A 20,991-nucleotide genomic window follows, 5' to 3' on the forward strand; every position below is an offset into this window, starting at 1 on the left:
CTCAGGCCGTTGTGGAGCCCGCCGGCGCTGGCTAGTTTGTTCGCGATGCCCGACGCGGCGCCCGACTTCTTCTCAGACGCGCTCCGCCGCGAGATCATCCGCAGCGAGCGGGAGCGCATGCGCGCGCTGGCGATCATTCTCGCAGCGCTGCTGGCCCTGTCGTTGGGCGTCGTCAACTTCTTTCCGTCCTATACGTCCCGCATCTTCGCGCGGGACGTGCCCGGCTGGCTTCCGTTCGTCGGCATCGGTCCCTTCCTTCTGTACGAGCTGGGTTCGCTCACGTTCCTGGGATACCGCGCATCAAGAGGCTTGGATTTTCCGCAGGTCGCCCGTTTCGGCAACGCCTTCATCGAGACGTCCCTGCCGGCCGCCATCATCGTCACGCTGAGCCACTACATGGACCCGTTGCTGGTCTTCAGCTTCTGGCCGCCGCTGCTCTATTTCATCTTCATCCTGTTATCGACCCTGCGGCTCGATTTCTGGCTGTCGGTCTGGACGGGCAGCGTCGCGGGCGTGCAGCAGATGGTGCTTGTGCTCTGGCTGCTGCCGATCGAACCCTGGGGCAGCATCCCGCAGGAAACACTGCTGTTCCATTTCAGCCGCACCCTCGTCCTGTTCACCAGCGGCCTGGTCGCAGGGTTCGTCGCCAACAGCCTGCGCACCCAGTTCGAGCATTCCGTGCGGGCCGTGGCTGCCCGTGACCGGGTCACCAATCTGTTCGGCCAGCACGTCTCGCCGGCGGTGGTCGACCGGCTGCTGGCCACGCAGAGCGAGCCCCCGAGCGAGATCCGGACGGTTTGCGTGCTGTTCCTGGACATCCGGGGATTCACGGCGATGACCCGACGGCGCTCCGCCGAGGAGACGGTGGCCCTGCTCAACGCATTCTTCGCGCGAATGATCGACGTCGTGGACCGCAACAACGGCATCATCAACAAGTTCCTCGGCGACGGCTTTCTGGCGTTGTTCGGGGCACCGCTCGCCGATCCCGCGGCGGCCCGCAACGCGCTGGCGGCGGCGCACGCGATGATCGACACGGTCGGGGAATGGAATGCCACGCATCCGGGTTGGGCGCTGCGCGTCGGCATCGGCATCCATCTCGGCGAGGCGGTGACTGGCACGGTGGGCTCGCCGCAGCGCAAGGAATACACCGTGATCGGCGACACGGTGAACCTGGCGGCCAGGCTCGAGCAGCTCACCAAGGAAATGGGGGCTCAGCTCCTGGTCTCGCAGTCGGTACTCGATGCAACCTCGTCTGACGGGGCCGTCGATCTCGGGCCGGTCGAGATCCGTGGTTACGAGGAGAGGGTGCGGGTATGGCGGATGGCCTGATCTGGTACTTCGCCTATGGCTCCAACATGGATGCGGCGCGCCTGTTCGACCAGCGCCTGGCACCGAAGGGCGTGCCGCGCGGCGAACGCATCGCCGGCCGCCTCGATGGCTGGAAGCTCGTCTTCGACAAGCCTTCGCGGCTGCTGAAAGGCGGTGCCGCCGCCAACATCGTGCCGGATACGGCCGGCGTGGTGCACGGCACGCTGAACGCGCTGCCGGACGCTGGCTTCGAGGTGCTGGACATCCATGAGGGTGTCGCCGCCGGTCACTACGAACGCCGAGCGATCCGCGTCGTGCGCTCCGACACCGGCGAGGAAGTCGACGCGATCGTCTATGTCGGGCTGATCCGAGGCGAGGGTCTCAGGCCGCCACGGGCCTATCTCGACTGCCTGCTGGCCGGCCGCGATCTTCTGCCGCCGGACTATTGGGAGCGGCTGGCGACCACACCGACCTGCGATTGAAGATCGACGCGGCGCATGCCGCCCCTTGTCGTCAGGCCGGAACCTTTTGCTTCTCGGCCGTGACCTTGTTCGCCATCGGGTCGTAGCCGGCCAGTTCCGCCACGTCTTCCTCGTGCCAGAAATTCAGCTCGATCATCACGCCGTCGGGATCGTGGACGAAGACCTGCTGCAGCGGACGCGCCGGCACCTTCTTCACTTCGAAGGCCACGCCGTCCTTCTTGATCTGGTCGAGCGTGCCGCGGATATCGGCGCAGTTGATGGCGATATGGTCGATGGCGCCGCTGCCCTGGTCGCCGCGGCCGGTCTCCGACACGAGATGGAGGATCGCCTTCTCGCCGGCGTACATCCAGGCGCCGGGGAAGGGGAACGGCGGACGCTCGCCGTTGGTCAGGCCGACATAGCGTTCGTAGAAACGCACGGTGGCATCGAGGTCGGTGCAGTAGATGTTGTAATGGTCGAGCGAGAGTGCGGGCATGGGGCTTCTCCCAATCTGTCAATTCGGATGGTGCCCAGCTTACAACGATCCGGCCGGGCCGGGGCAGCGGGAATCGACGGCTTCAGCCGCTGTGCGCGACGGACCCGTCACCTGAGGTATGCCTCGAGCCTGTCGAGTCCCATGTTCCAGCCACCGCGGTGATCGTCGCGCGCCTTTTCGCTGAAGAACTGTTCGTGGGTCAGGGTGAGGATCGTACCGTCACTGTCGGGCTTGAGGTCGATCGTGACCTGCGACTCGCGCTCCGGCGTGCTCTGCCAGGCCCATGAGAAGACGAGCTTCCGGGGCGGCACGATCTCGCGATAGACGCCGCTCACGCTGTGATGCTCGTCGTCAGGCGTCCAGAACTGGACGCGGAAACGGCCGCCAACGCGCAGGTCAGTCTCGGCGATGGGCGTTCGGTGATGGCCGGTGACGCCCCACCACCGGATCATGTTTTCGGGCTGCGTCCAGGCTTCGTAGACTTTCTCGGGCGGCGCGTTGAGGCGGCGCTTGAGGGCGAGGCTGGGTTTGCTGGCCATGTGGCGTCTTCCTCCAGAAAGGCGGCGAGGCGGTCGAGTTGTTGCGTCCAGTACCGCTCGTAATGGGCGAGCCAGCTCATCGCCTGCTCCATCGGCTGGGCCTTGAGCGTGCAGGTCACGGTACGCCCGGACTTCGAGCGCTCGATCAGGCCCGCCGCCGACAGTACGTCGAGATGCTTCATGATCGCCGGCAGCGAGACCGGGAACGGCCGCGCCAGCTCGCTGACGGTCACGCCTTCTTCCGCGTCGAGCCGGGCCAGCAGTGCCCGCCGCGTCGGGTCGGCGAGGGCGGCAAAGGTGCGGTCGAGGGTGACGCTTTGAGAGTTAACCATATGGTTAACAGTTAAGTGCCGGCCTGCCGGGAGTCAAGTTGCGGGCTAGCCCAGCTTCTTGATCAGCGCCTGAGCCGCCGCCGGATTGCGGACCTTGGCGCCGGAGATGAAGTAGACGAAGGCGTCGCCCTTCTTCGCCCAGCCCTTGGCGCGCTTGACCCACTTGTCGAGGTCGGCGGGCCTGTAGCCGGTCTTCACCTTCTCCTCGGCCTGCATCAGGCGAGCGTAGGTAAAGTCCGCGGTCGGTTCGTCGATCTCGGGGAAATCCTTGTGGTGGGCATAGACGACCGCGGCATTGTACTTCCGGGCCAAGGCGTAAAAGCGTTCGTCCTTGAAACTGTCATGCCGCACTTCCAGCGCATGACGCAGCGGCAGTTTGCCGACTTCGCGCGGCAGCAGCTTGAGGAATGCCTCGAAATCCTCGGGATCGAACTTCTTGGTGCCCATGAACTGCCAGTTGATCGGGCCGAGGCGATCCTTGAGCTCGACAAGCCCCTGCGTCACGAAGCGCTGCACCGATTCGCCGGCATCCGCCAGCACCTTCCGGTTGGTGCAGAAGCGCGAGGCCTTGACGGCGAAGACGAAACCGTCGGGCGTCTCGTCGCGCCATTTTGCCCAGCTCGCCGGCTTGAAGCTGGAATAGTAGGTGCCGTTGATCTCGATCGAGGTGAGCTGGCGGCTGGCATATTCCAGCTCGCGCTTTTGCGTGAGGTCGTCGGGATAAAAGACACCGCGCCAAGGCTCGAATGTCCAGCCACCGATGCCGACAAGGATTTTTCCACTCATGCAATCGAGTATAGCGCGACTTCGCCAGGAACAGGCTGTGGGTGGCGACGCTCCCCGTCTGTTGACGGTCGGCCGGGCAGCGGAGGCAAAGGCTTGGCAAAAATGCGGATAGTTTCGGTCTGCGATCCGATCCCGATGATCCGGCAGGCGCGATTGGAACGGCGTCAGCGATGGGGCTGCGCTCGCCCTATGGGCGCGGACCAACCGCCCCGAGACGCGGGTGATTCTCTCTTCGAAGACCTTGTCTCATTGGTTTCTGTCCGACAGCGCAATGGCCGGACTGCCGATCATCAAAAAGCCTTTTGTGCAGGGCGACCTCGATCGGCTGCTGGCGCCCGTCGCGGTAACCGCGATCCCCGGATCCTGATTGTCGTCCTGCCGATTGCTAGGCCGGCAGGGGCAGATCCAGCGTCGTGGTGCGGCGCATCTCGCGGCGGTGCTTCTGGTCGTCGAACGGCCGGGCGCGGTGCATCGTGCAGCGATTGTCCCAGATCACGAAGTCATGCGGCTGCCAGATGTGGCGGTAGGTGAACTCCCGCTGCGTGGCATGGTCGCTGAGGTCGCGCAGGAGCAGCCGCCCCTCCGGCACCGGCATCTCGACGATGTGCTCGGCGTGCGAGGCGAGATAGAGCGCGCGGCGGCCAGATGTCGGGATGGTGCGTACCAGCGGATGAACGGCGCCCTTCAGCTTTTCCTTCTCGTCGTCGTTGAAGTCGAAGCCCAGCACGTGCCGCGAATAGACGATCGTGTGATAGACGCGCAGCCCTTCGAGCGAGGCGCGCGTCTCCTCGTCGAGCGCGTCGTAGGCCGCCCGCATGTCGGCGAATTCGGTGTCGGCCCGAACCGGCGGCACCACCCGCGCCGACAGCATCGAGTAGCGGCCCGGCGGATCGACGAACGACGCATCGGTGTGCCACAGCCGGTTGCCGACCGAGGACGCGCGCATGCGGTTGTTGGCGTCGCGGATCTTGCCGTCCTTGTCGACGTTCGAAACGTCGGCCAGCGCCTCGTTGCCGAACCGGTTGTTGCCTATGGCCGAGGAGGAGGTGCGGGCGTGCAGCGTGCCGTCGAAGCGCTGGGCGAAGTCGAGTTGTTCCTCGTTGGTGAACCGCTGGTCGCGGAACACCAGGACGGCATACCTGTCCATGCCGGCGCGGATCGCCTCGAGCGACTCGCGGTCATGGACCTGGCGCAGGTCGATGGGGCCCACTTCGCCGGCGAACACAGGCGTGAGGGGCGTGATGGTCACGGTCATTCTGGGTTGCCTCCCGGAGAACGTCTGGCGACATCCTGATTGAACTCCGGCCACCCACCAACCCGCATTTTCCGTCAGGCGAGGAGGGGCAGGGCCTTCCCTCAGAGCAGGCCCAGGCTCCTGAAGCTCGCGTGCCCTTTGCGACCGATGACGAGATGGTCGTGGATCGTGATGCCGAGCGCCTCGGACGCCGTCTTGATCTCCCGCGTCATCTCGATGTCGTCGCGGCTTGGTTTGGGGTCGCCCGACGGGTGGTTGTGGACGAGGATCAGCGCGGCGGCGTTCAGGGCCAGCGCCCGCTTCACGACCTCGCGGGGATAGACCGGCGTGTGGTCGATGGTCCCGCGCTGCTGCACCTCATCGGCGATCAGCACGTTCTTGCGGTCGAGGAAGAGGATGCGGAATTGCTCGGTCTTTTCGTGCGCCAGTGCGGCATGGCAATAGTCGATGAGCTGCTGCCAGTTGGTCAGGACTGGCATGTCCTTCACCTTGCGCTCGGCCAGCCGCCGTCCGACTTCGCGCATCGCCTTGAAGTGAACCAGCGTGCGCTGGTCGATTTCGAACTCGCGAAGCTGTGCCGGCTCGGCGGCGAACACGTCGCCCAGGGTACCGAACCGCTCCAGCAGGGCCTTGGCCATCGGCTTGGTGTCGATCCGCTCGATCGAATAGAAGAGCAGCAGTTCCAGCAGCTCGTAGTCGGCCAGCGGTTCGACGCCGGCCTTCATCACCCGCTCGCGGACCCGGCCGCGGTGGCCGTGATAGTGCGGCTTCGGCGCTTCGGTCTCGCCGCTGTTGTGCCCCGTCGCCGGTGACGGGGCCGCTTCGAGCGCCGCGGCGAGCCTTGCCGTCGGATCCTCGCCGGTAAAATCCCAGCACTGGTCGAGGCGGTTCCAGGTTCCGCCCGCCTCGCGCAGCAGGACGCGATGGGGGAGCGTGTTGCCGCTCACGCGCCACAGACCCTCGGTGGATTGCAGGCGCAGACCTTGGGCCAGCAGTGCAAGGAGTGCGGCGTCGTCGGGACCCGGCGCAGCAGCGGGCGCCTCGACGGGCTTCAGGTGAGGGCGAGTCTTGGCCATGCCTTGAAACCTTGCCGGGCGAGCAAGGCAAAATGGCGGCAATTCACGGTTCGTCCCGCCCACGGGCCTTGACCCGATGCCGGGATACGACCCAAAGTTGAGGCAGCTTGAACCACGGGGAGAGGGTCAATGCTGTTCCACCTTTTTTCGCAGCATGCCAACGGCTATGTGACGTTCCCGGCGACGGGCGGGGCCTACAGCATCAGCAGCAGGCCCGGCGTGGGCACCGTCATCGATCTCTGCGGCAGCAGCGGCCAGACGATCGAGCGGGGGCTCTATTACAACGATGCGCCGAACGGCCCCGGCTTTTCCGACACCAGGGGCGACGAACTCGGCTACGATACATTGGAACACAACGACATCGTGACGATGGCGCATCCGTCGGGCCGCTTCATCACGCCGCGCGGTTCGGCTCTCACGCTCGAGGCCGTGCAGCCGTCCAGCGCGCAATTCCAGATCAAAAAAGTGGGCGGCTCGTCGGGCCGGCGGATCCGGCATGGCGACAAGGTCGCGCTGGGCGCCTTGCAACCCTATAACGCGAAGCGGCGACCGGACGCGCAACAGCGTCGATGGCTGCAGGCCGATCCGCCCGACAACGATCCGACGACCAATCCGGTCATCCTGGGCGGTCTCAGCGTGAACGCCGGCGGCGACAGTCAGAACTTCATCTTCCTGGAGGGAAACCTTCTGCTCGGCGAGGCGAACCTGACCGTCTCGGACAGGACGCCACCCGGCGAGGCGCGTCCCAACGGCGCGTTGAAGCTGCGCCTCTCGCACGAAGGTCTGCCCAACGGCTCGGCAGCGCGCATTCGCATCTCAGCCATCAATGCGCAGGGCTTTTCGTTGGGCGCGTCCGGTGTCACCACCTTCAACCCCGCCGCTCCGCCGCTGACGGTGAACGTACCGGCAGGAGCGCGAGAGCTGTCCCTGCCCATGGCGCTGGTGTCGCCCACGGCGTCGGATGCCTGCGCGCGATTCGCGGCCCTTCTGCAGGGCGTACCCAGTTCGGGAGGCGGCCTGGACGTGATCGACGTCGGCATGTCCGCCTGGGCCGGCACTCAACATGACGGGGCGACCCCCCGCGGCGTGGGCATCAAGGTGTCGCGCGCCAAGGACTGGATGGACATCGCCTTCAGCGGAAGCATCGGCTTCAGCGACGATGATGGCGCCCTGTTCAGTCGCGGCGGCAAAAGCAACGCGTTTACCGTAACGGTCAGGTCGACGGGGCAACGCCTGCCGCCGGTGCCGGGGCCGATCCCGCGCCTCGCGGGCAGTGGCTATGTCTGCTCGGTCACCGTCACGCCCTTCGTGAGTCCGGGGTTCGCCACCACGGCCGACACGCCGCCCCCGACCCGCTCGGCCGGGGCGTCGCCGGTCCTGCCGATCGCCCGGGACGGCTCTTTCTCCTATTCGGCGACCTTCACGGCCACGCCGCGGCCGGTCGTCGACTTCTTTTGCATTCAGGTCGATATCCATCCCTATCGTAGCGTTCCCAATGGAGTGTGGCTGACACGCCGCATGGGATTGCGCATCTGACACGTCTCCTGCAGGAGCGGCGCTCGGCTGCTATGGTGTCGCCATGTCAGCCAGTGCCTCCAGCGACCTCGACGCGGCCTGCGCCGCCTTTGCCGAACAGGAACGGATTCCGGGTCTCGCCGCCGGCATCGTCCAGGAGGGCCGCCTCGTCCACGTGACGGCGCTTGGCGTCGCCGACCGCGAAGCCGGCCGGCGTGTGGAGGCAGGGACGGCCTTCCGGATCGCCTCGATGACCAAGAACATGACCGCTCTGGCGATCCTGTCGCTGCGCGACCGGGGCAAGCTGCAGCTCGACGCGCCGCTGGAGCAGTACGTGCCGCAGTTCGCCGCGGTGAAGCCCGCGACACGGGATAGCGCGCCGGTCACGCTCCGCCACCTGCTCACCCATACGGCGGGCTTCGTGACGGACGATCCTTGGGGCGATCGCGTGCTGGGCATGAGCTCGGCCGAGCTCGACCGGGTGATCGCGACCGGCCATCTGTTCGCCCGGCCGCCCGGCCTCGCCTTCGAGTACAGCAACCTGGGCTATGCGCTGCTGGGCCGGGTTCTGACGAACGTGAGCGGCGAGCCCTACCAGGCCTATATGCGCCGCACCTTCCTCGAGCCGCTCGGCATGGTCGGCACGACTTTCGACGCGCCCGCGGCGGCCAAGGGTGACTATGCATGGGGCTATCGGCTGGATGGCGACGTGTGGTCACGCGAGCGCATCGAGCCGGACGGGGAGGTCGGAGCGATGGGCGGCCTCGCGACCACCGTGCCCGACTATGCGCGCTACGTGTCGTTCCTGCTCGACGCCTGGCCGGCGCGCGACGATCCGGAGACCGGGCCGGCCCGCCGGTCGAGTATCCGCGAGATGGTGCTGTGGCACGCGCCGCCCTTCGTGGCCGACCCGCTGCCCGGCGCGCGCACCCCGCAGCCGAGCGCCTACGGCTACGGTCTCACCCATTCCAGCGACGCGCTGCTCGGCATGCGGATTCATCATGCCGGGGGCCTGCCCGGCTATGGCTCGCATGTGCTGATGCTGCCGGAACGCGGCTGGGGCGTCTTCGCCTTCGGCAATCGCACCTACGCGCCGATGTCGAGGCTCACCCTGCAGATCGCCGAAATGCTGCACGAAGCGTCGCCACCGCTCCCTGTCGCACCACCATCGCCGGCGCTGGTGCGTGCCATCGATGCGGTCGTCGCGGCCTACGCGTCGGGTCGCATCGAAGGAGGCGACCGGCCGTTCGCGGTGAACTTCCTGCTCGACACCCCGGCCCGCCTGCGCGACGCCGAGCTTGCGTCCCTGAGGGCGCGCCTGGGCGAGGGACGTCTCGAGCGGATCGAGCCTGTCCATGCGCTGGCCGGCCGCTTCGTCCTTGCCTGCGCGAAGGGCCGCCTGAACGGCACGATCGCGCTGTCGCCGGAAGCCGATTCCGGGATCCAGAAGCTGATCCTGTCTCCTGCGGGCGCCGATTAAGAGCGGATGAGCGGCAGGAATTCGAGGAGCTGCAGGCCGCCGACGCCGCCGAGCGGCACCAGCACGGCGCGGACGAGAGGCTGCTCGAAGAACGGCGCGAAGGCCCCGCGGCGCAGCTCCTCGACCTGCTTGATGAGCGACGGGAACTGTTCGGCCAGGGCCACGTCATCGGGATTTGAGGACCCCTTCAGCCACAGCAGGTCGAGGCGCAGGATCTCCAGCGCCCGGCGGCGGGCAATTTCCGCGCCGATGTTCAGCGCGGTCGCCACGCCGACCATCCAGAACAGGAAGACCACGAGCACGATTATGACGACATTGTTGGCCGACCAGTTGTCGAAGATCTGCAGCCGGGCAACGAACAGCAGCCCGAGCAGGATCAGTGGAAAGAAAATCAGCCTCGAGATTCCCTCCGTGTGATCGGCCAGGAGATTGGCGTCTATCCAGGGATCGAGGATGGAGTTCCGGCCGGGCCGGCTCACGTCCTTGCGGTCGCGAGGCCGGGCGGAAATGATCTGGTCGGCGCGTATGGAAAGCTTCGAACCTAGGTCTGCCGCGAAGCGCTGCACGGTGTCGATCGGATAGACCGTGCGCTTGTCGCGAAGCACCTGGATGAACCGCCATGTCAGGATCGTCGCATCGCTCACGAGGATCATGAGGACGATCGTGGCTGTCACCGACAGCCATATCGTCAGCAGGAAAAGCGCACGGTCGCCCTCCCCGCGGGCGGGAACATCCGGCGGCTCCCCACCAGCCAGCTTCATGATGGTATTGATGACGATGAAGGTGATGGCGAGCCACAGAACCAAACGGAGGAAGCGGGGACCGTCGGCCAGCAGGCCGAGGTAGTTCCGCCACACTTGGCTGCCGTCGATCCCACCGTCTTCGCGCTGGTCATTGGGCGGGGTCAGGACGTCCTTTCCTGCAATCAACGCCTTCGATCCGATCCAGATCTTCGCGTCGCGCTGCAGACGTTTCCAGAACGACTCGCGGCCGAGGTCCTGGGATTGCGTGCCTGGAAAGTAGCGTTTGCCGATCTTCGCAGTGGCCACCGACGTGCCTCTCCACGTGCGGTCGAGGAACCAGCCGAACAGGAGCACGGCCAGGGCGCGCAGCAGTTCGGACGGCCAGCTGCTCACTCCGGCGAAGATGGAGAAGGGTTCGAACGTGCCAGCAGCCAACCGGTGCGGGACGAAGCCAAGCAGGCATGCCACGCCGGCAGGGACTAGCAGGACCAAGGCAAGCCGCAGCTTGTAGCGCCGTGACCTGGAGGTTTGCGACGCCTCGCCTTCCGATGAAGCCGGACGGGGCCAGAACGCAAGCCAGAAGACCGCCGTCGCGAGAGCGGCAATTCCCAGCACGCCCCAGACCCCGATTCGACCCGGTCTGGCGAGTTCCGTAACGACGCCCACTGCGAAGCCCCAGGAGGCGACGACCACACCGGCGATGAGCATCGTCGGGAAACTGCACGGTCCCTTGCGGCGAACGACTTTGCGAAGCGCCGGGCTCGGCATGAAGACAAGCGCCACCACGCCGAAGATCGCCAGCATGACGGACAGGACAATGGCGAATCGAAGTCGGGCAACGACCTGATCGCTCCAGATGCCGGCCAGTGTACCGGCTGGCATTGCGAGAGCGACGACGCCCTGATCCTGACGGCCGACTTCGTGGAGATAGGACACTTCCAGTTGTTTTGCCAACTCCGTGCGGAAGGCGGCTCGTTCCTTGCGAGCCTGCTCGGAGTCCGACCCATCCATGGCTGCGTAGCGGACGGCGAGGTAGGTCGCGGTCTGGTAACTGTCCCGGAAGGGCGCGACCTTCGGCGCTGGCGCGAAGAACGGGCGGAGTTCGCGCGGCGACAGCGGAAGGGCCGAGGAGACCACGACGTTCCGCATGTATCGTGTCACGTCGGGATGGAACAGGCGGGCATCCATGTCGGTCGTGAAGATGGTCTGCTCGGTGAAGGCAGGCCGCAGGGCCTGGATCAGCAGCAGCTTGTCATGGACGTCCTGGCCGATCACGCCGATCGCCCGGACGGGGGACTTCGCGCCGTGGTCCCCGCCGGCCTGGAGGTTCCTGACGAGGCGCCGGATATAGTCCCGCTGGTCCCTGTTCTCGGGCCATTCGATCTCCGGCTCCTTGTTGGAATCCTTGTCGGTGCGATTGGCGCGCGGCACCGCTCTCTGTTGCTTTGACGCGCCTTCCAGCGTTACGCCATCAAGACCGCCGAAAAAGGCATAGGTATCGACGTCCACGTCACCGCCACCGTGACAGGGCAGACCTTGGCGAATCTTCTCGACGAGGCTGCGGGCGAACAGGGAATCCCATTCGTGGAGGAGCACAACACGTCCGCCCTTGTGCAAGCCGCGCGCGCAGAGTTCGGTCCGCAGGAGCTCGACCTGGCGGGTATCAGAACCGACGGTTCTGAGAAAGAATGGATCGGATCGATGATCGACGTGTAGTCCGAGGGCCTGGAAGATTTCTGCGAGAGTCCCGTAAGTCAGTTTGTTCTGACCGGGGCGTCCACTTTCCGTGCAGTCGATGGGCGTGATGTCTGCGAGTTCAGCGGACTTTATATCGGCGAGCACCGCTGACTTGATGAGGGCGCCCTCGTCGGCCGTCGAGAAGGGGCTTACGAGATTGAACGTCTTCAGCCGCTTCCAGTTCGCACAGAAGCGGTCACCCTTCTGCGCGATCGTAGCGAGATTGCGGATGGCTTCGGCGAGTTTCTCCGACGTGTAGGGGCCGACGATGGTGACTTGAGGTGTGGAGCCGGGCGTGGATGACGAGGAAGACGGATGTGTCTCACCTACCAGCATCGCAACGGCCGTAAGCCAGTTCTTTCCGAGCTTGGTATCGTCCATCCAAAGCACCGTCGCGCGTCTTCCTGGCGCTTTCTCCTCGGTTCTCAGCGATTCGTAGACGATATCCAGTGTGGGCCGCGAAGCCATGGGTTCCGTGCGTGCAGGCGCCTCCGGGCCACCACCGGGAGACGCGCGCCTGGCTTCGGTCTCGTCGCATCCAGAAAGCGATTCGCACGCCTTGAGGGTCATGAGGCCGAGCCGCGAACTGTGCTCGTGCACGAAGCCTTTCGACGCAAGCCCGGCCAGCACGGCGTAGCGTATGCGGCGGCGTTGTTCCTCGCCGCCGACAAAGCTCGACCCGGGAAGCGGCACCACTACGAGCACATCGGCAGGCGGGAGGGGGCTGCGGGCTTTGAGGTTGCCGTCCTGCTCGCACAGGGCAGAGGGCCGTTTGCCCGAACACTGCTTTTCGACAACGTCCCTGTGCCGGACGATCGCCGCCAGCGGATCTTCCCAGAGCCGTGCTTCCACCGGCGGCGGGAGCAGTGAGCGCTCTTGCGCCGATTCGCCTTCGCTAAGCCGCAGCAGGTCGAACGCGTACTGGCTAAGCAGGGCCGTGGAGAAGAAGACCGCCAGCACGCCGAGAACGGCCACGGGCAAGGAGGCACCGCGATCTCCGATCATCGCCGACTACCGGCACACCGGATTGCGCCGGGACCTGGGAGTCACCGCGCGGCCGCCATCGCCATCGCCAGTGCAGCGTCGAGCATGCTCTTCGTGCGGTTGGTCCAGCCGACGCCGAACACCTTGAAGTCTTCTTCGAGGCTCCGATAGAACTCCAGCCGCTTGGCCGAGAATTCCCGGATGATCTTGTCGGGTGCGCAGGTATTGAGCCCGTTCAGCGTCACCGGCCCGATCGACCCGTCCTGCTCCACGCCCAGGACGTCCTGCAGGATCTTCGCCGAACGGGCGGGGCCGGCATTCACGCCGAGATCGAAGACCAGGAGGTCGACGCCTTTCGGCAGGTCGTCGCAGCGCAGCACGTTCCAGTAGCGCGAGCGATAGATCTCCTTGGCTTCCTCTATCTTCAGCTGGCGTACGTGTTCCTCGTTGACGATCGCGCCGGGGTCGCGACTGCGCCGCCAGGCCGTAAGCGTTTCCTGGGTTATGCCGTACTTCGTCGCGCCGCCGCTGTCGCGAGGGTCGTTGACGAAGCCGCCCTCCGCGCCGAGCACCAGCGTCAGGCAGGAATCGAACGTTTCGCCCTTGGGGATCGGCGGCGCCGTCGGCTCCGCCGGTCGCTGCCGTGCCTCCTCGCTGGCGCGGACCTGGCGGGAGACGATGTCGATCTGCTGCGACGTCTGCGCGGACTGCGCCGCCTGCAGGCGCTGGTTGCTGGTGTCCTTTTCGCGCGAACCCAGGGAGGAGCCGAGCCAGTAACTGATGACGGTCGAGAAGCCCGCGACGAGCGCACCGATGCAGATGTTGATCAGTTCCTTGAACCGGTCCGTTTGGCCCTGAGGAAGTGGGGGCGGTTCGTAAAACAGCATCAGGAGGAGGGCGCCCGCGAAAAGAAGCGTAACGATGATGGAGACGGCGGCCGGCGCCCATTGGAGGGGATTGCCGGCCTTGACGAGATCCATCTGAAGCGAGCGTGCGCTGGCGGTCTGTTCCAGTGCCAGCCTGACCTGCGCCTGCTGCTCGTTGAACTGCTGGTCGCGGCGGATCCGATCCGCTTCGAGCTGAGACCGCAGGACCTCGAGCGCGTGCTGCCTTTGCGCCGTCTCCGACTGGAGCTGCGCTGCCCGCGCCGACGCCTCGCGCTCGTTCTGCAGGCGGGTCTCTTCCAGCGCGATGGCCGCCAGCTTCTCGCGCAACTGCACCGCAAGGGCGGGATCGGCCTCGAGCAATATCCTTGCCTGGGCGGCATCGCTGGTGCCGGTGGTGTCGGCGACGACCGTCTCCACCGTTCTGGCGATCTTTTCGGCCTTGTCCCCGGCCAGCAGCCTGATCAGGTCGGGAATGACGGCCGTGGCAATGGCGACGAGTGGCAGCATCCGACTCTCCCCCATGAACGGTCTTCCGGCGCAGCCGGATAAACCGAAAGTGGTGAACGTTTAGAGGGAGTAAGTCTTGTTGAGTGCAATCTAGTTGCAAGGCTCGCCGCGAGCCAATATGAATCTGCGCGATACGCGCATATCTCGCCCTCCATATTTGGAGATCAAAATGCCGGCAAAACCGACATTCGAGTTCGGTCTGGTCATGGCGGGGGCCATTTCGGCCGGGGCCTATACGGCCGGGGTGGTCGACTTCCTGATCGAGGCACTGGACGCCTGGGAAGAGGCGAGGCGGTTGCCGGACTATCGCGGCCCGCAGCACAGGGCGTTGCTCAAGGTGATGTCGGGCGCGTCGGCAGGCGGCATGACGTCCGCGATCGCCGGTGTCGCGCTTCAAAGCGTGGTGCAGCCGGTGAGAAACGTCGATGCCCCGCCGCCGGCCGGATACAATCGCCTTTACGACGCCTGGGTCCGGCGCATCGACGTGTCGTATCTGCTCCAGACCGGTGACCTGACGGCCGGAACGCCCGTGAGGTCGCTGCTCGACTGCACCGAGCTGGAGAAGATTTCGCAGGACGCCCTCGTCACCTCACCGTTGCCCGTCGGGCGTGCCTACGTGGCCGATCCGCTTCCGATCTATCTGACGATCGCCAATCTGCGCGGCGTGCCGTACGCATTCGAGTTGTTCGGCGAAGGGGCGAAGCCTTACGGCATGTTCGCGCATGCCGACCACGTGGCATTTGCCATCAGCCGGACGGGCGCGTCTCTTCCCGCCGCTCTTCCCCTCGATCCGGGCGACATGACGGCCGAGGGCTGGAAGAGACTGGCACAGTCGGCGCTTGCCACCGGGGCTTTCCCGATCGGGCTGCGGTCGCGAGTCCTGGGACGGCGTTTCGCGGATTTCGACGGACGATTCACGCAGAAACCCCGGTGGCCCCAGCCGGTGCCCGCAGACCCGTTCGACATACTCTGCGTCGACGGCGGGCTGATGAACAACGAACCGCTGGAACTGGCGCGGAAGGCCCTCACGAATGACGCCTTTGCGGAGGACGGCACGGAAGCCAGCGAGGGGGTGATCATGATCGATCCGTTCCCCAATACCGCGAGCTTCGACCCGAACTGGGTCCCGCGGGACGGGCTGATTCCCGTCGCCGGGCAGATGTTCTCTGCGCTCATCAACCAGGCCCGCTTCAAGACCGAGGAACTCGACCTGGCGTCGAGGCCAGACGTCTACAATCGCTACCTCATCGCCCCGTCGCGCCGCAGCACGACCGACGGTTCGACCCTCGAGCCTGCGATGGCATCTGCCATTCTGGGCGGCTTCGGCGGATTCCTGTCGGAATCCTTCCGGCGGCATGATTTCCAACTCGGCCGGCGCAACTGCCAGGCCTTTCTGCGAACCCACTTCTGCCTGCCCGAGAGCAACGCGTTGTTCGAGACGTGGCCCTCCGCCGACGAGCGCGAAGAATGGTATGTCCGCGACAGCGGCACCGACACGTTGATGACGTTCAAGAAGGAAGACCCGCAGCGCATGTTGCCGATCATCCCACTGATGCCGCAGGTCGCTGCCGAGATCCTGCCGTACGCGGCACCGAGAGGCGATGCCGTCGACGTCGAGGCGCTGGGCGAAAGATTGGATGCGCGGCTGAAGGCCGTGGCAGCCAATCTCATCGACACCGACCTTGCGCCCGCTCTCGGCGGCGCGTTCGTCCGCTGGATCGTTCGTCAGGGCTTCAATTGGCACGTCCGTGCCAAGCTGCTGGCCATGATGAAGGAAAAGGTCGCGAAAGAACTGCGCCAGTTGCAGTGACGCGATCAGTCGCCGGCGAGTGCCGCCGGCGTGTTGCCGGCGGTCCCCGCCGCAGCGACATCTCCGAGTTTCACGGCCTGCAACGTCGTCGCCTTTGGGTCGGGACGGGTGAAGTCGTACCTCGCGACGCCTGCCACGCCCTGCGCCGAGACGCCGCTCACAAGAAGCTCGGCGCCGGTGGTGGTGCTGGTTGTGGCCACGCGCACGCCGCCGGTTCCCTCGAACGGCGCGAAGCTCGCGATCTCTCGGAATTCGGTGTGATGATGATGTGCGGGATTGTGCAGGTACATCGCAGGACCGCCATCGAGTGCCGATCCGCTGGAGTAGACTTTCACCTGGGCGCCGTCGGCGAGTTGTCCGACGATGATGCGCTTGGCGCCGCCGAGATTGCCCGCCAGCCAGCCGGTCGCCAGCGAGACGCCGCCGCGATGGTCGTCGCCGAACGGCTTGAAGCTGACGGTGGTCGCCGGCTGCGGTGACGTGACTGGCGTGCCGCCGATCTGCTTCAGCAGCGGGAGGACGAACACCTTCACCTCCGCGGTGCTTCCCGGGCCAGGCGCCGCGACGATGCTGTTGCGACCCGTCGAGAAGTCGACGAAGCCGGTGGCGAGGGTGACGCCGGAGGAATCGCCGGCAAAAGGCGCAAAGGACGTGAAGAGTGGTGGCACCGTGCCGGTCTTCGGCAATTTGGCGCCGTAGACCTTGATCTCGCTCGCGATGCCGGGGCCGGAACCCACGATGATGTTGTCGGACGTCTCGCCGTCGATCTGCGCGGCGGCCACGCTGATGCCTCCGCGCGCATCGGAGCCGAAGGCCTGGAAGCGCGCCAGTTCGGTCGAGTAGGCGGCCTTGCCGGCTTGAATCTTGCCTGCATAGGCAACGATCTCCGGCGCATGGTCCTTGCCGGCGCCGACCACCAGGTCGAGCACGCCGTCACCGTCGAGGTCGCCCAGCGCGACGCTGACGCTGCCTTCGTAGCCGGGGAAGGGCGTTACGGTGGCGATCGGCCTGTCGCCGTTGCCGTCGAGCACCCGCACCGTGGTGGCCTTGCCGCCGCCGCCCGTCACGACGACCGCATAGGCGGAGACGGCGGGGATCACGTTGACCAGCGCCATCAGCCCGTTGTCCTCGTGGTTGAGGCGATGGCAGTGCATCACATAGAGGCCGATGAAGTCATCGAAGCGGGTGCGCATCGCCATGTAGCCCGGTTGCACGACGGTCTCGTCGGGCATCATGACCGGCGCCGGCACGTTGGCATTGTCGACGAAGAACTGGTCCGGGCCGGTCCGCAGGCCAACCGTCGGATCGTGATAGGCCGTCACCTGGAAGTCATTCACGTGCACGTGGATCGGGTGCTCGTCATTGTTGTGGTTCAGGAACTGCCATTCCTCGATCGAGTTCAGCCGCGCCTGTATCAGGGGCATGTTGGGGAAGGCGGCGCCATCGAAGGCGTAGGTGAAGGACTTGGCGTCGGACTTGGTGACCAAGTCGTTGAGGAAGCCGCCCTTGATCATGATCTTGCGCGTCACGTCGGCGGGCACGCGCGAGAGGTCGGTGAAGGGCGTGCGGCCGCCCAGCTTCTGGCCCTTGGCGAATGGCACCGTCACGCCGGGCCCCGATCCTTGCGGTGCCGTCGCGCGCGCCAGCACCTGGGTCGGGAACACGAAAAACCCGTCGGCGTAGCTGATCGCCGAGGGCAGCACGGTGAGGCTGCCCAGCACTGCCGGCGGATTTTCGCTGCCGTCGTTGGTGTAGAGGATGCCCGGCATGGTCATCGTCCGGGCGCCGCCGCCGCGGTCCGGCATCTCCAGGATGAGATCGCCCTTGGCCGGCATGGTCACGGCAATGGCGAAGCGGCTGGCCGGCGGGATCAGCAGGCGCGTGCCGTTGTGGGTCGGCGGATGTTCCACCGCGCCGTAGGGTTCGCCGTCCTGGCCGACGATGGCGATCGGCGGATGACGGCCGGTCGCCGTCTCGGTGAGCTGCACGTTGATGTAGGCGATGTCGCTCACGTTCGAGAGCACCCAGATCTCGGTCTGGCCAGGCTTGCTCCTGACGACCGGCTGGAACTGCCCGTTCACCGTGAACTGCATGTCGCGCTTGTCGTCGGGCAGCGCGGGATCCGCCGGCATGTCCATGTCGGTGCGCCCATCCGCCGCCCTGAAGCTCATCAGGTTGGTCGGGATGTACTGGAATGCGCCGCGCCGGTTGTTGATCGAGAGCGGGCCTGCGTACCAGATGGTGGCGTATCGCGTGCCCTTGCTCGTCTCGGTGAAATTCGTGGGCGTCATCAGCGGACGGTAGGTGCCCTTGGCCAGCTCGCCCTCCTTGGGCGGCGTGATCGTGCTGACGAATTGCGGCCAGTAGGGGTTGTTGAGCTGCGCGCTGCCCCCGGCGCGGTCGAACACGTAATTGTACTGCAGCATCATGTTGCGGATCGGGATGCGCTTTTCGGTGACGATCGGCAGGCCGCCATCGAGACGGCCGATCGCCAGCAGGCCGACCATGCCGAAGTAGACATGCGCCGTCGTCAGCATGTGCAGGTGGCTGTGATACCAGTAGGAGCCCTGCGGGTGTGCTTTCGGGATGTCGTAGGTGAAGGTGTTCGACGTACCCGCCGCCATGTGCAGCATCACGTTGTCGGCGTTGCCCTTGGGACTTACGTGCAGGCCGTGCGTGTGCAGGTTGAGGGGCGACTCCGCGAGCTGCTCTGGGTAGATCGGCACCGTCTTGTCGTTGGCGACATAGGCCGGGTTGTAGAAATCGCGGATGGTGAGGCCGCTCAGGCCGTTCTCGAAATGAACGATCAGGCGTTCGCCCGGGAAGACCTGCAGCGTAGGGGCGGGATAGAGGTTCTTGCCCGATTTCCGTCCGTCGGAGGCCGTCCCGCGCACGAGCTCATAGTTGAGCAGCAGGAAGTTCTTCACGGGCCGGGCGACCGTATCGAGCTTCACCTCGCCTTGGCCCGCCGAAAGCCTGACTTCGAGCACGCCGTCCCTGGAGGTCAGAACGACCGGCTCGCGCAATTCCGCCCTGGCCGGGCTTGGCGGCTGGGGCTGTGCTTCCGCTTCGGACGTCGGTGCGGCGGTACCCAACATCGACACGGCGGCCGTGGCGCCGACGAGCAGCCCGCGTCGTTGGAGTTCCTGCATGTACCTCTCCCAAACCGGCGCGGATGCTAGGTCGGAACGCTTATGCAGGCAATTCAGCTGGTCAGGCGGTCGACGCCTGCACCGTTTTCGTCTCGTCGATACTGTAGGGCGGCTTGCTGAGTTCCTTAGGCGACAAGGTGAAGAACTCGACGCCGGTCTCGGTGATGCCGACCGAATGCTCGAATTGCGCCGAGAGCTGCTTGTCGCGGGTCACGGCGGTCCAGCCGTCGCTCAGGATCTTCACCTGCCAGGTGCCGGCATTCACCATCGGCTCGACGGTGAAGAACATGCCGGGCTTCAGCACAGGTCCGGTGCCCTTCTTGCCGTAGTGCAGGATGTTCGGCGCATCGTGGAAGATGCGGCCGAGCCCGTGGCCCGAGAAATCGCGCACCACCGAAAAGCGCTGCGCCTCGACATAGGTCTGGATGGCGTGGCCGATGTCGCCGACATGACCGCCGGGCTTGGCCGCTGCGATCCCGCGCATCATCGCCTCGTAGGTAACGTCGCACAGGCGCCGCGCCTTCACGCCGACGTCGCCCGCGAAATACATGCGGCTGGTGTCGCCGTACCAGCCATCGAGGATGACCGTGACGTCGATGTTGACGATGTCGCCGTTCTGCAGCCGCTTGTCTCCCGGAATACCATGGCAGACAACATGGTTGATCGAGGTGCAGATCGACTTGGGGAAGCCGCGATAATTGAGCGGGGCGGGGATCGCCTTGTGATCGAGGATGAACTCGTGACAGAGCGTGTTCAGTTCCTCGGTCGTCACGCCCGGCTGGACGTGGGGCGTGATGAAGTCGAGGGTTTCGGCGGCCAGGCGGCCGGCGCGGCGCATGCCGGTGAAGCCTTCGGCCCCATGCAGCTTGATGGTGCGCTCGTCACGGCGCCAATAGTCGGCGCTGTCGTCGACGGCATCACGTTGATTTGTCATGCCGGCATATTTGGCATGCGGTACCGGCGGTAACAAGGCCGGGGCGACGTCTTGGCCCACCGCCTTGTGTCCGCTAGGGTCCTGTAACCAAACGAAAAACCCGCAGGCTCCCCATGTCCGACCCGGCAAAAATCGTCACCGCCTGCATCCTCGTGATCGGCAACGAAATCCTGAGCGGTCGCACCCGCGATTCCAACATCCAGTACCTCGCCACCGAACTGGGAAAGCTCGGCGTCCGCGTCATGGAGGCGAGGGTCATACCCGACGTCGAAGCGACCGTGGTGGCGACGCTGAACGAGGTGCGCGCCAGGTTCGACTATGTCTTCACCACGGGCGGCATCGGGCCGACCCACGACGACATCACGGCGGACTGCATCGCCAAGGCCTTCGGGGTCGGCATCTCCGAGCATCCCGAGGCGGTTGAGCGCATGACGAAGCACTACGGCGACCCGGCCCTGTTCACCCCCGCCCGACGGCGCATGGCCAGGGTGCCGCATGGCGGCGTGCTGGTCGACAATCCGGTCTCGGTGGCGCCGGGCTTCCAGATGGAGAACGTCTTCACCTTCGCCGGCATTCCCAAGGTCGCGGAAGCGATGTTCCAGTCGATGAAGCACCGGCTGGTCGGGGGCGTCCCCGTCGTTTCGCGCACCGTGCGCACCAACCTGCCCGAGGGCATCATCGCCGAGCCGCTGGGCGCCCTGCAGAAGCGCTACGAGGATGTCGATATCGGCTCCTATCCGGCGTTCCGCAACGGCAAGCCCAGCGTCTCGCTGGTCCTGCGCGGCACGGATGATGCAAGGCTGGCCACGGCGGCGGTCGAACTGATGGAAACGATCCGCGGCATGAACGGCGAGGCCGAGGAGTTCGTGACCTGACGATGATTCAAGGATCCTTCGCTGCGCTCAGGATGACACGGGGACTGGAAGGGGCGCGGTGCGCCGATGAAAGAAACGGTGTCATCCTGAGCGCAGCGAAGGATCCTTTTCTTT

At 65.6% G+C, this 20,991-nt stretch carries 17 protein-coding genes; 7 read left to right on the forward strand and 10 right to left on the reverse strand.

Annotation, left to right across the window (positions count from 1 at the left end):
* Window positions 1–45 precede the first annotated feature (45 nt).
* The gene (locus tag KQ910_RS19980) at window positions 46–1,329 is read left to right on the forward strand and encodes an adenylate/guanylate cyclase domain-containing protein (RefSeq protein ID WP_216964549.1); all 1,284 of its coding nucleotides are present in this window, start codon (window positions 46–48) and stop codon (window positions 1,327–1,329) included.
* A complete protein-coding gene (locus tag KQ910_RS19985) occupies window positions 1,314–1,790 on the forward strand; it encodes a gamma-glutamylcyclotransferase family protein (RefSeq protein ID WP_216964551.1) in 477 nt (158 codons plus the stop codon). The genes KQ910_RS19980 and KQ910_RS19985 overlap by 16 nt, the downstream gene beginning before the upstream one ends.
* Before the next feature lie 31 nt (window positions 1,791–1,821).
* On the opposite strand, the gene KQ910_RS19990 is transcribed toward KQ910_RS19985, so the two are convergent.
* The 4 genes from KQ910_RS19990 to KQ910_RS20005 form a co-directional block, all read right to left on the reverse strand.
* The gene (locus KQ910_RS19990; protein WP_216964553.1) at window positions 1,822–2,265 is read right to left on the reverse strand and encodes a VOC family protein; all 444 of its coding nucleotides are present in this window, start codon (window positions 2,263–2,265) and stop codon (window positions 1,822–1,824) included.
* A 107-nt stretch (window positions 2,266–2,372) separates the two neighbouring features.
* The gene (locus tag KQ910_RS19995) at window positions 2,373–2,804 is read right to left on the reverse strand and encodes an SRPBCC family protein (protein WP_216964555.1); all 432 of its coding nucleotides are present in this window, start codon (window positions 2,802–2,804) and stop codon (window positions 2,373–2,375) included.
* On the reverse strand, window positions 2,714–3,136 hold the full coding sequence (locus KQ910_RS20000; RefSeq protein ID WP_216964556.1) for an ArsR/SmtB family transcription factor: 423 nt from the start codon (window positions 3,134–3,136) through the stop codon (window positions 2,714–2,716). Before KQ910_RS20000 ends, KQ910_RS19995 begins: the two co-directional genes overlap by 91 nt.
* 45 nt (window positions 3,137–3,181) lie before the next feature.
* Complete coding sequence (locus KQ910_RS20005; RefSeq protein WP_216964558.1) at window positions 3,182–3,922, reverse strand: DUF72 domain-containing protein; 741 nt, start codon at window positions 3,920–3,922, stop codon at window positions 3,182–3,184.
* A gap of 220 nt (window positions 3,923–4,142) precedes the next feature.
* Here KQ910_RS20005 and KQ910_RS20010 point away from each other — a divergent pair, with 220 nt between their 5' ends.
* A complete protein-coding gene (locus KQ910_RS20010) occupies window positions 4,143–4,289 on the forward strand; it encodes a hypothetical protein (RefSeq protein WP_216964560.1) in 147 nt (48 codons plus the stop codon).
* A gap of 18 nt (window positions 4,290–4,307) precedes the next feature.
* On the opposite strand, the gene KQ910_RS20015 is transcribed toward KQ910_RS20010, so the two are convergent.
* Both KQ910_RS20015 and radC read right to left on the reverse strand, forming a co-directional pair.
* On the reverse strand, window positions 4,308–5,177 hold the full coding sequence (locus KQ910_RS20015) for a TauD/TfdA dioxygenase family protein (protein WP_216964562.1): 870 nt from the start codon (window positions 5,175–5,177) through the stop codon (window positions 4,308–4,310).
* A 101-nt stretch (window positions 5,178–5,278) separates the two neighbouring features.
* A complete protein-coding gene (gene radC, locus KQ910_RS27360) occupies window positions 5,279–5,902 on the reverse strand; it encodes a RadC family protein (protein ID WP_439612122.1) in 624 nt (207 codons plus the stop codon).
* A 480-nt stretch (window positions 5,903–6,382) separates the two neighbouring features.
* On the opposite strand from radC, the gene KQ910_RS20025 reads away from it, so the two are divergent.
* Both KQ910_RS20025 and KQ910_RS20030 read left to right on the forward strand, forming a co-directional pair.
* Window positions 6,383–7,789, forward strand: a complete 1,407-nt coding sequence (locus KQ910_RS20025) for a hypothetical protein (protein WP_216964566.1) — start codon at window positions 6,383–6,385, stop codon at window positions 7,787–7,789.
* Between the two features lie 43 nt (window positions 7,790–7,832).
* Window positions 7,833–9,248, forward strand: a complete 1,416-nt coding sequence (locus KQ910_RS20030) for a serine hydrolase domain-containing protein (RefSeq protein WP_216964568.1) — start codon at window positions 7,833–7,835, stop codon at window positions 9,246–9,248.
* On the opposite strand, the gene KQ910_RS20035 is transcribed toward KQ910_RS20030, so the two are convergent.
* Entirely contained in the window at window positions 9,245–12,733 is a 3,489-nt protein-coding gene (locus KQ910_RS20035; protein WP_216964569.1) for an MFS transporter, read from the reverse strand. The genes KQ910_RS20030 and KQ910_RS20035 overlap by 4 nt on opposite strands.
* 41 nt (window positions 12,734–12,774) lie before the next feature.
* Window positions 12,775–14,106, reverse strand: coding sequence for a glycoside hydrolase family 108 protein (locus KQ910_RS20040; RefSeq protein WP_216964570.1), 1,332 nt, complete (start codon window positions 14,104–14,106; stop codon window positions 12,775–12,777).
* Between the two features lie 118 nt (window positions 14,107–14,224).
* On the opposite strand from KQ910_RS20040, the gene KQ910_RS20045 reads away from it, so the two are divergent.
* Window positions 14,225–15,916 (forward strand): patatin-like phospholipase family protein, encoded by a 1,692-nt coding sequence (locus KQ910_RS20045; protein ID WP_216964571.1) that lies wholly within the window; start codon window positions 14,225–14,227, stop codon window positions 15,914–15,916.
* A gap of 5 nt (window positions 15,917–15,921) precedes the next feature.
* Here KQ910_RS20045 and KQ910_RS20050 read toward each other — a convergent pair whose 3' ends face one another.
* Window positions 15,922–19,068 (reverse strand): multicopper oxidase domain-containing protein, encoded by a 3,147-nt coding sequence (locus KQ910_RS20050; RefSeq protein ID WP_216964572.1) that lies wholly within the window; start codon window positions 19,066–19,068, stop codon window positions 15,922–15,924.
* 61 nt (window positions 19,069–19,129) lie between these two features.
* Window positions 19,130–20,002 (reverse strand): type I methionyl aminopeptidase, encoded by an 873-nt coding sequence (gene map / locus KQ910_RS20055; protein WP_216964573.1) that lies wholly within the window; start codon window positions 20,000–20,002, stop codon window positions 19,130–19,132.
* 113 nt (window positions 20,003–20,115) lie between these two features.
* Between map and KQ910_RS20060 the strand changes: the two genes are divergently transcribed.
* The gene (locus tag KQ910_RS20060) at window positions 20,116–20,877 is read left to right on the forward strand and encodes a competence/damage-inducible protein A (RefSeq protein ID WP_216964575.1); all 762 of its coding nucleotides are present in this window, start codon (window positions 20,116–20,118) and stop codon (window positions 20,875–20,877) included.
* The last annotated feature ends 114 nt before the right edge of the window (window positions 20,878–20,991 follow it).

The sequence above is a fragment of the Reyranella humidisoli genome, from assembly GCF_019039055.1.
Classification (GTDB): domain Bacteria; phylum Pseudomonadota; class Alphaproteobacteria; order Reyranellales; family Reyranellaceae; genus Reyranella; species Reyranella humidisoli.

What these genes read in the sequence shown, in the direction of transcription:
- KQ910_RS20050 (WP_216964572.1), bottom strand. Translation starts at nt 19,068, where the DNA reads ATGCAGGAACTCCAACGACGCGGGCTGCTCGTCGGCGCCACGGCCGCC.
- KQ910_RS19995 (WP_216964555.1), bottom strand. Translation starts at nt 2,804, where the DNA reads ATGGCCAGCAAACCCAGCCTCGCCCTCAAGCGCCGCCTCAACGCGCCG.
- KQ910_RS20035 (WP_216964569.1), bottom strand. Translation starts at nt 12,733, where the DNA reads ATGATCGGAGATCGCGGTGCCTCCTTGCCCGTGGCCGTTCTCGGCGTG.
- KQ910_RS20060 (WP_216964575.1), top strand. Translation starts at nt 20,116, where the DNA reads ATGTCCGACCCGGCAAAAATCGTCACCGCCTGCATCCTCGTGATCGGC.
- KQ910_RS19980 (WP_216964549.1), top strand. Translation starts at nt 46, where the DNA reads ATGCCCGACGCGGCGCCCGACTTCTTCTCAGACGCGCTCCGCCGCGAG.
- KQ910_RS20045 (WP_216964571.1), top strand. Translation starts at nt 14,225, where the DNA reads ATGAATCTGCGCGATACGCGCATATCTCGCCCTCCATATTTGGAGATC.
- KQ910_RS20030 (WP_216964568.1), top strand. Translation starts at nt 7,833, where the DNA reads ATGTCAGCCAGTGCCTCCAGCGACCTCGACGCGGCCTGCGCCGCCTTT.
- KQ910_RS20005 (WP_216964558.1), bottom strand. Translation starts at nt 3,922, where the DNA reads ATGAGTGGAAAAATCCTTGTCGGCATCGGTGGCTGGACATTCGAGCCT.
- radC (WP_439612122.1), bottom strand. Translation starts at nt 5,902, where the DNA reads ATGAAGGCCGGCGTCGAACCGCTGGCCGACTACGAGCTGCTGGAACTG.
- map (WP_216964573.1), bottom strand. Translation starts at nt 20,002, where the DNA reads ATGACAAATCAACGTGATGCCGTCGACGACAGCGCCGACTATTGGCGC.
- KQ910_RS19985 (WP_216964551.1), top strand. Translation starts at nt 1,314, where the DNA reads ATGGCGGATGGCCTGATCTGGTACTTCGCCTATGGCTCCAACATGGAT.
- KQ910_RS20000 (WP_216964556.1), bottom strand. Translation starts at nt 3,136, where the DNA reads ATGGTTAACTCTCAAAGCGTCACCCTCGACCGCACCTTTGCCGCCCTC.
- KQ910_RS20025 (WP_216964566.1), top strand. Translation starts at nt 6,383, where the DNA reads ATGCTGTTCCACCTTTTTTCGCAGCATGCCAACGGCTATGTGACGTTC.
- KQ910_RS19990 (WP_216964553.1), bottom strand. Translation starts at nt 2,265, where the DNA reads ATGCCCGCACTCTCGCTCGACCATTACAACATCTACTGCACCGACCTC.
- KQ910_RS20040 (WP_216964570.1), bottom strand. Translation starts at nt 14,106, where the DNA reads ATGCTGCCACTCGTCGCCATTGCCACGGCCGTCATTCCCGACCTGATC.
- KQ910_RS20015 (WP_216964562.1), bottom strand. Translation starts at nt 5,177, where the DNA reads ATGACCGTGACCATCACGCCCCTCACGCCTGTGTTCGCCGGCGAAGTG.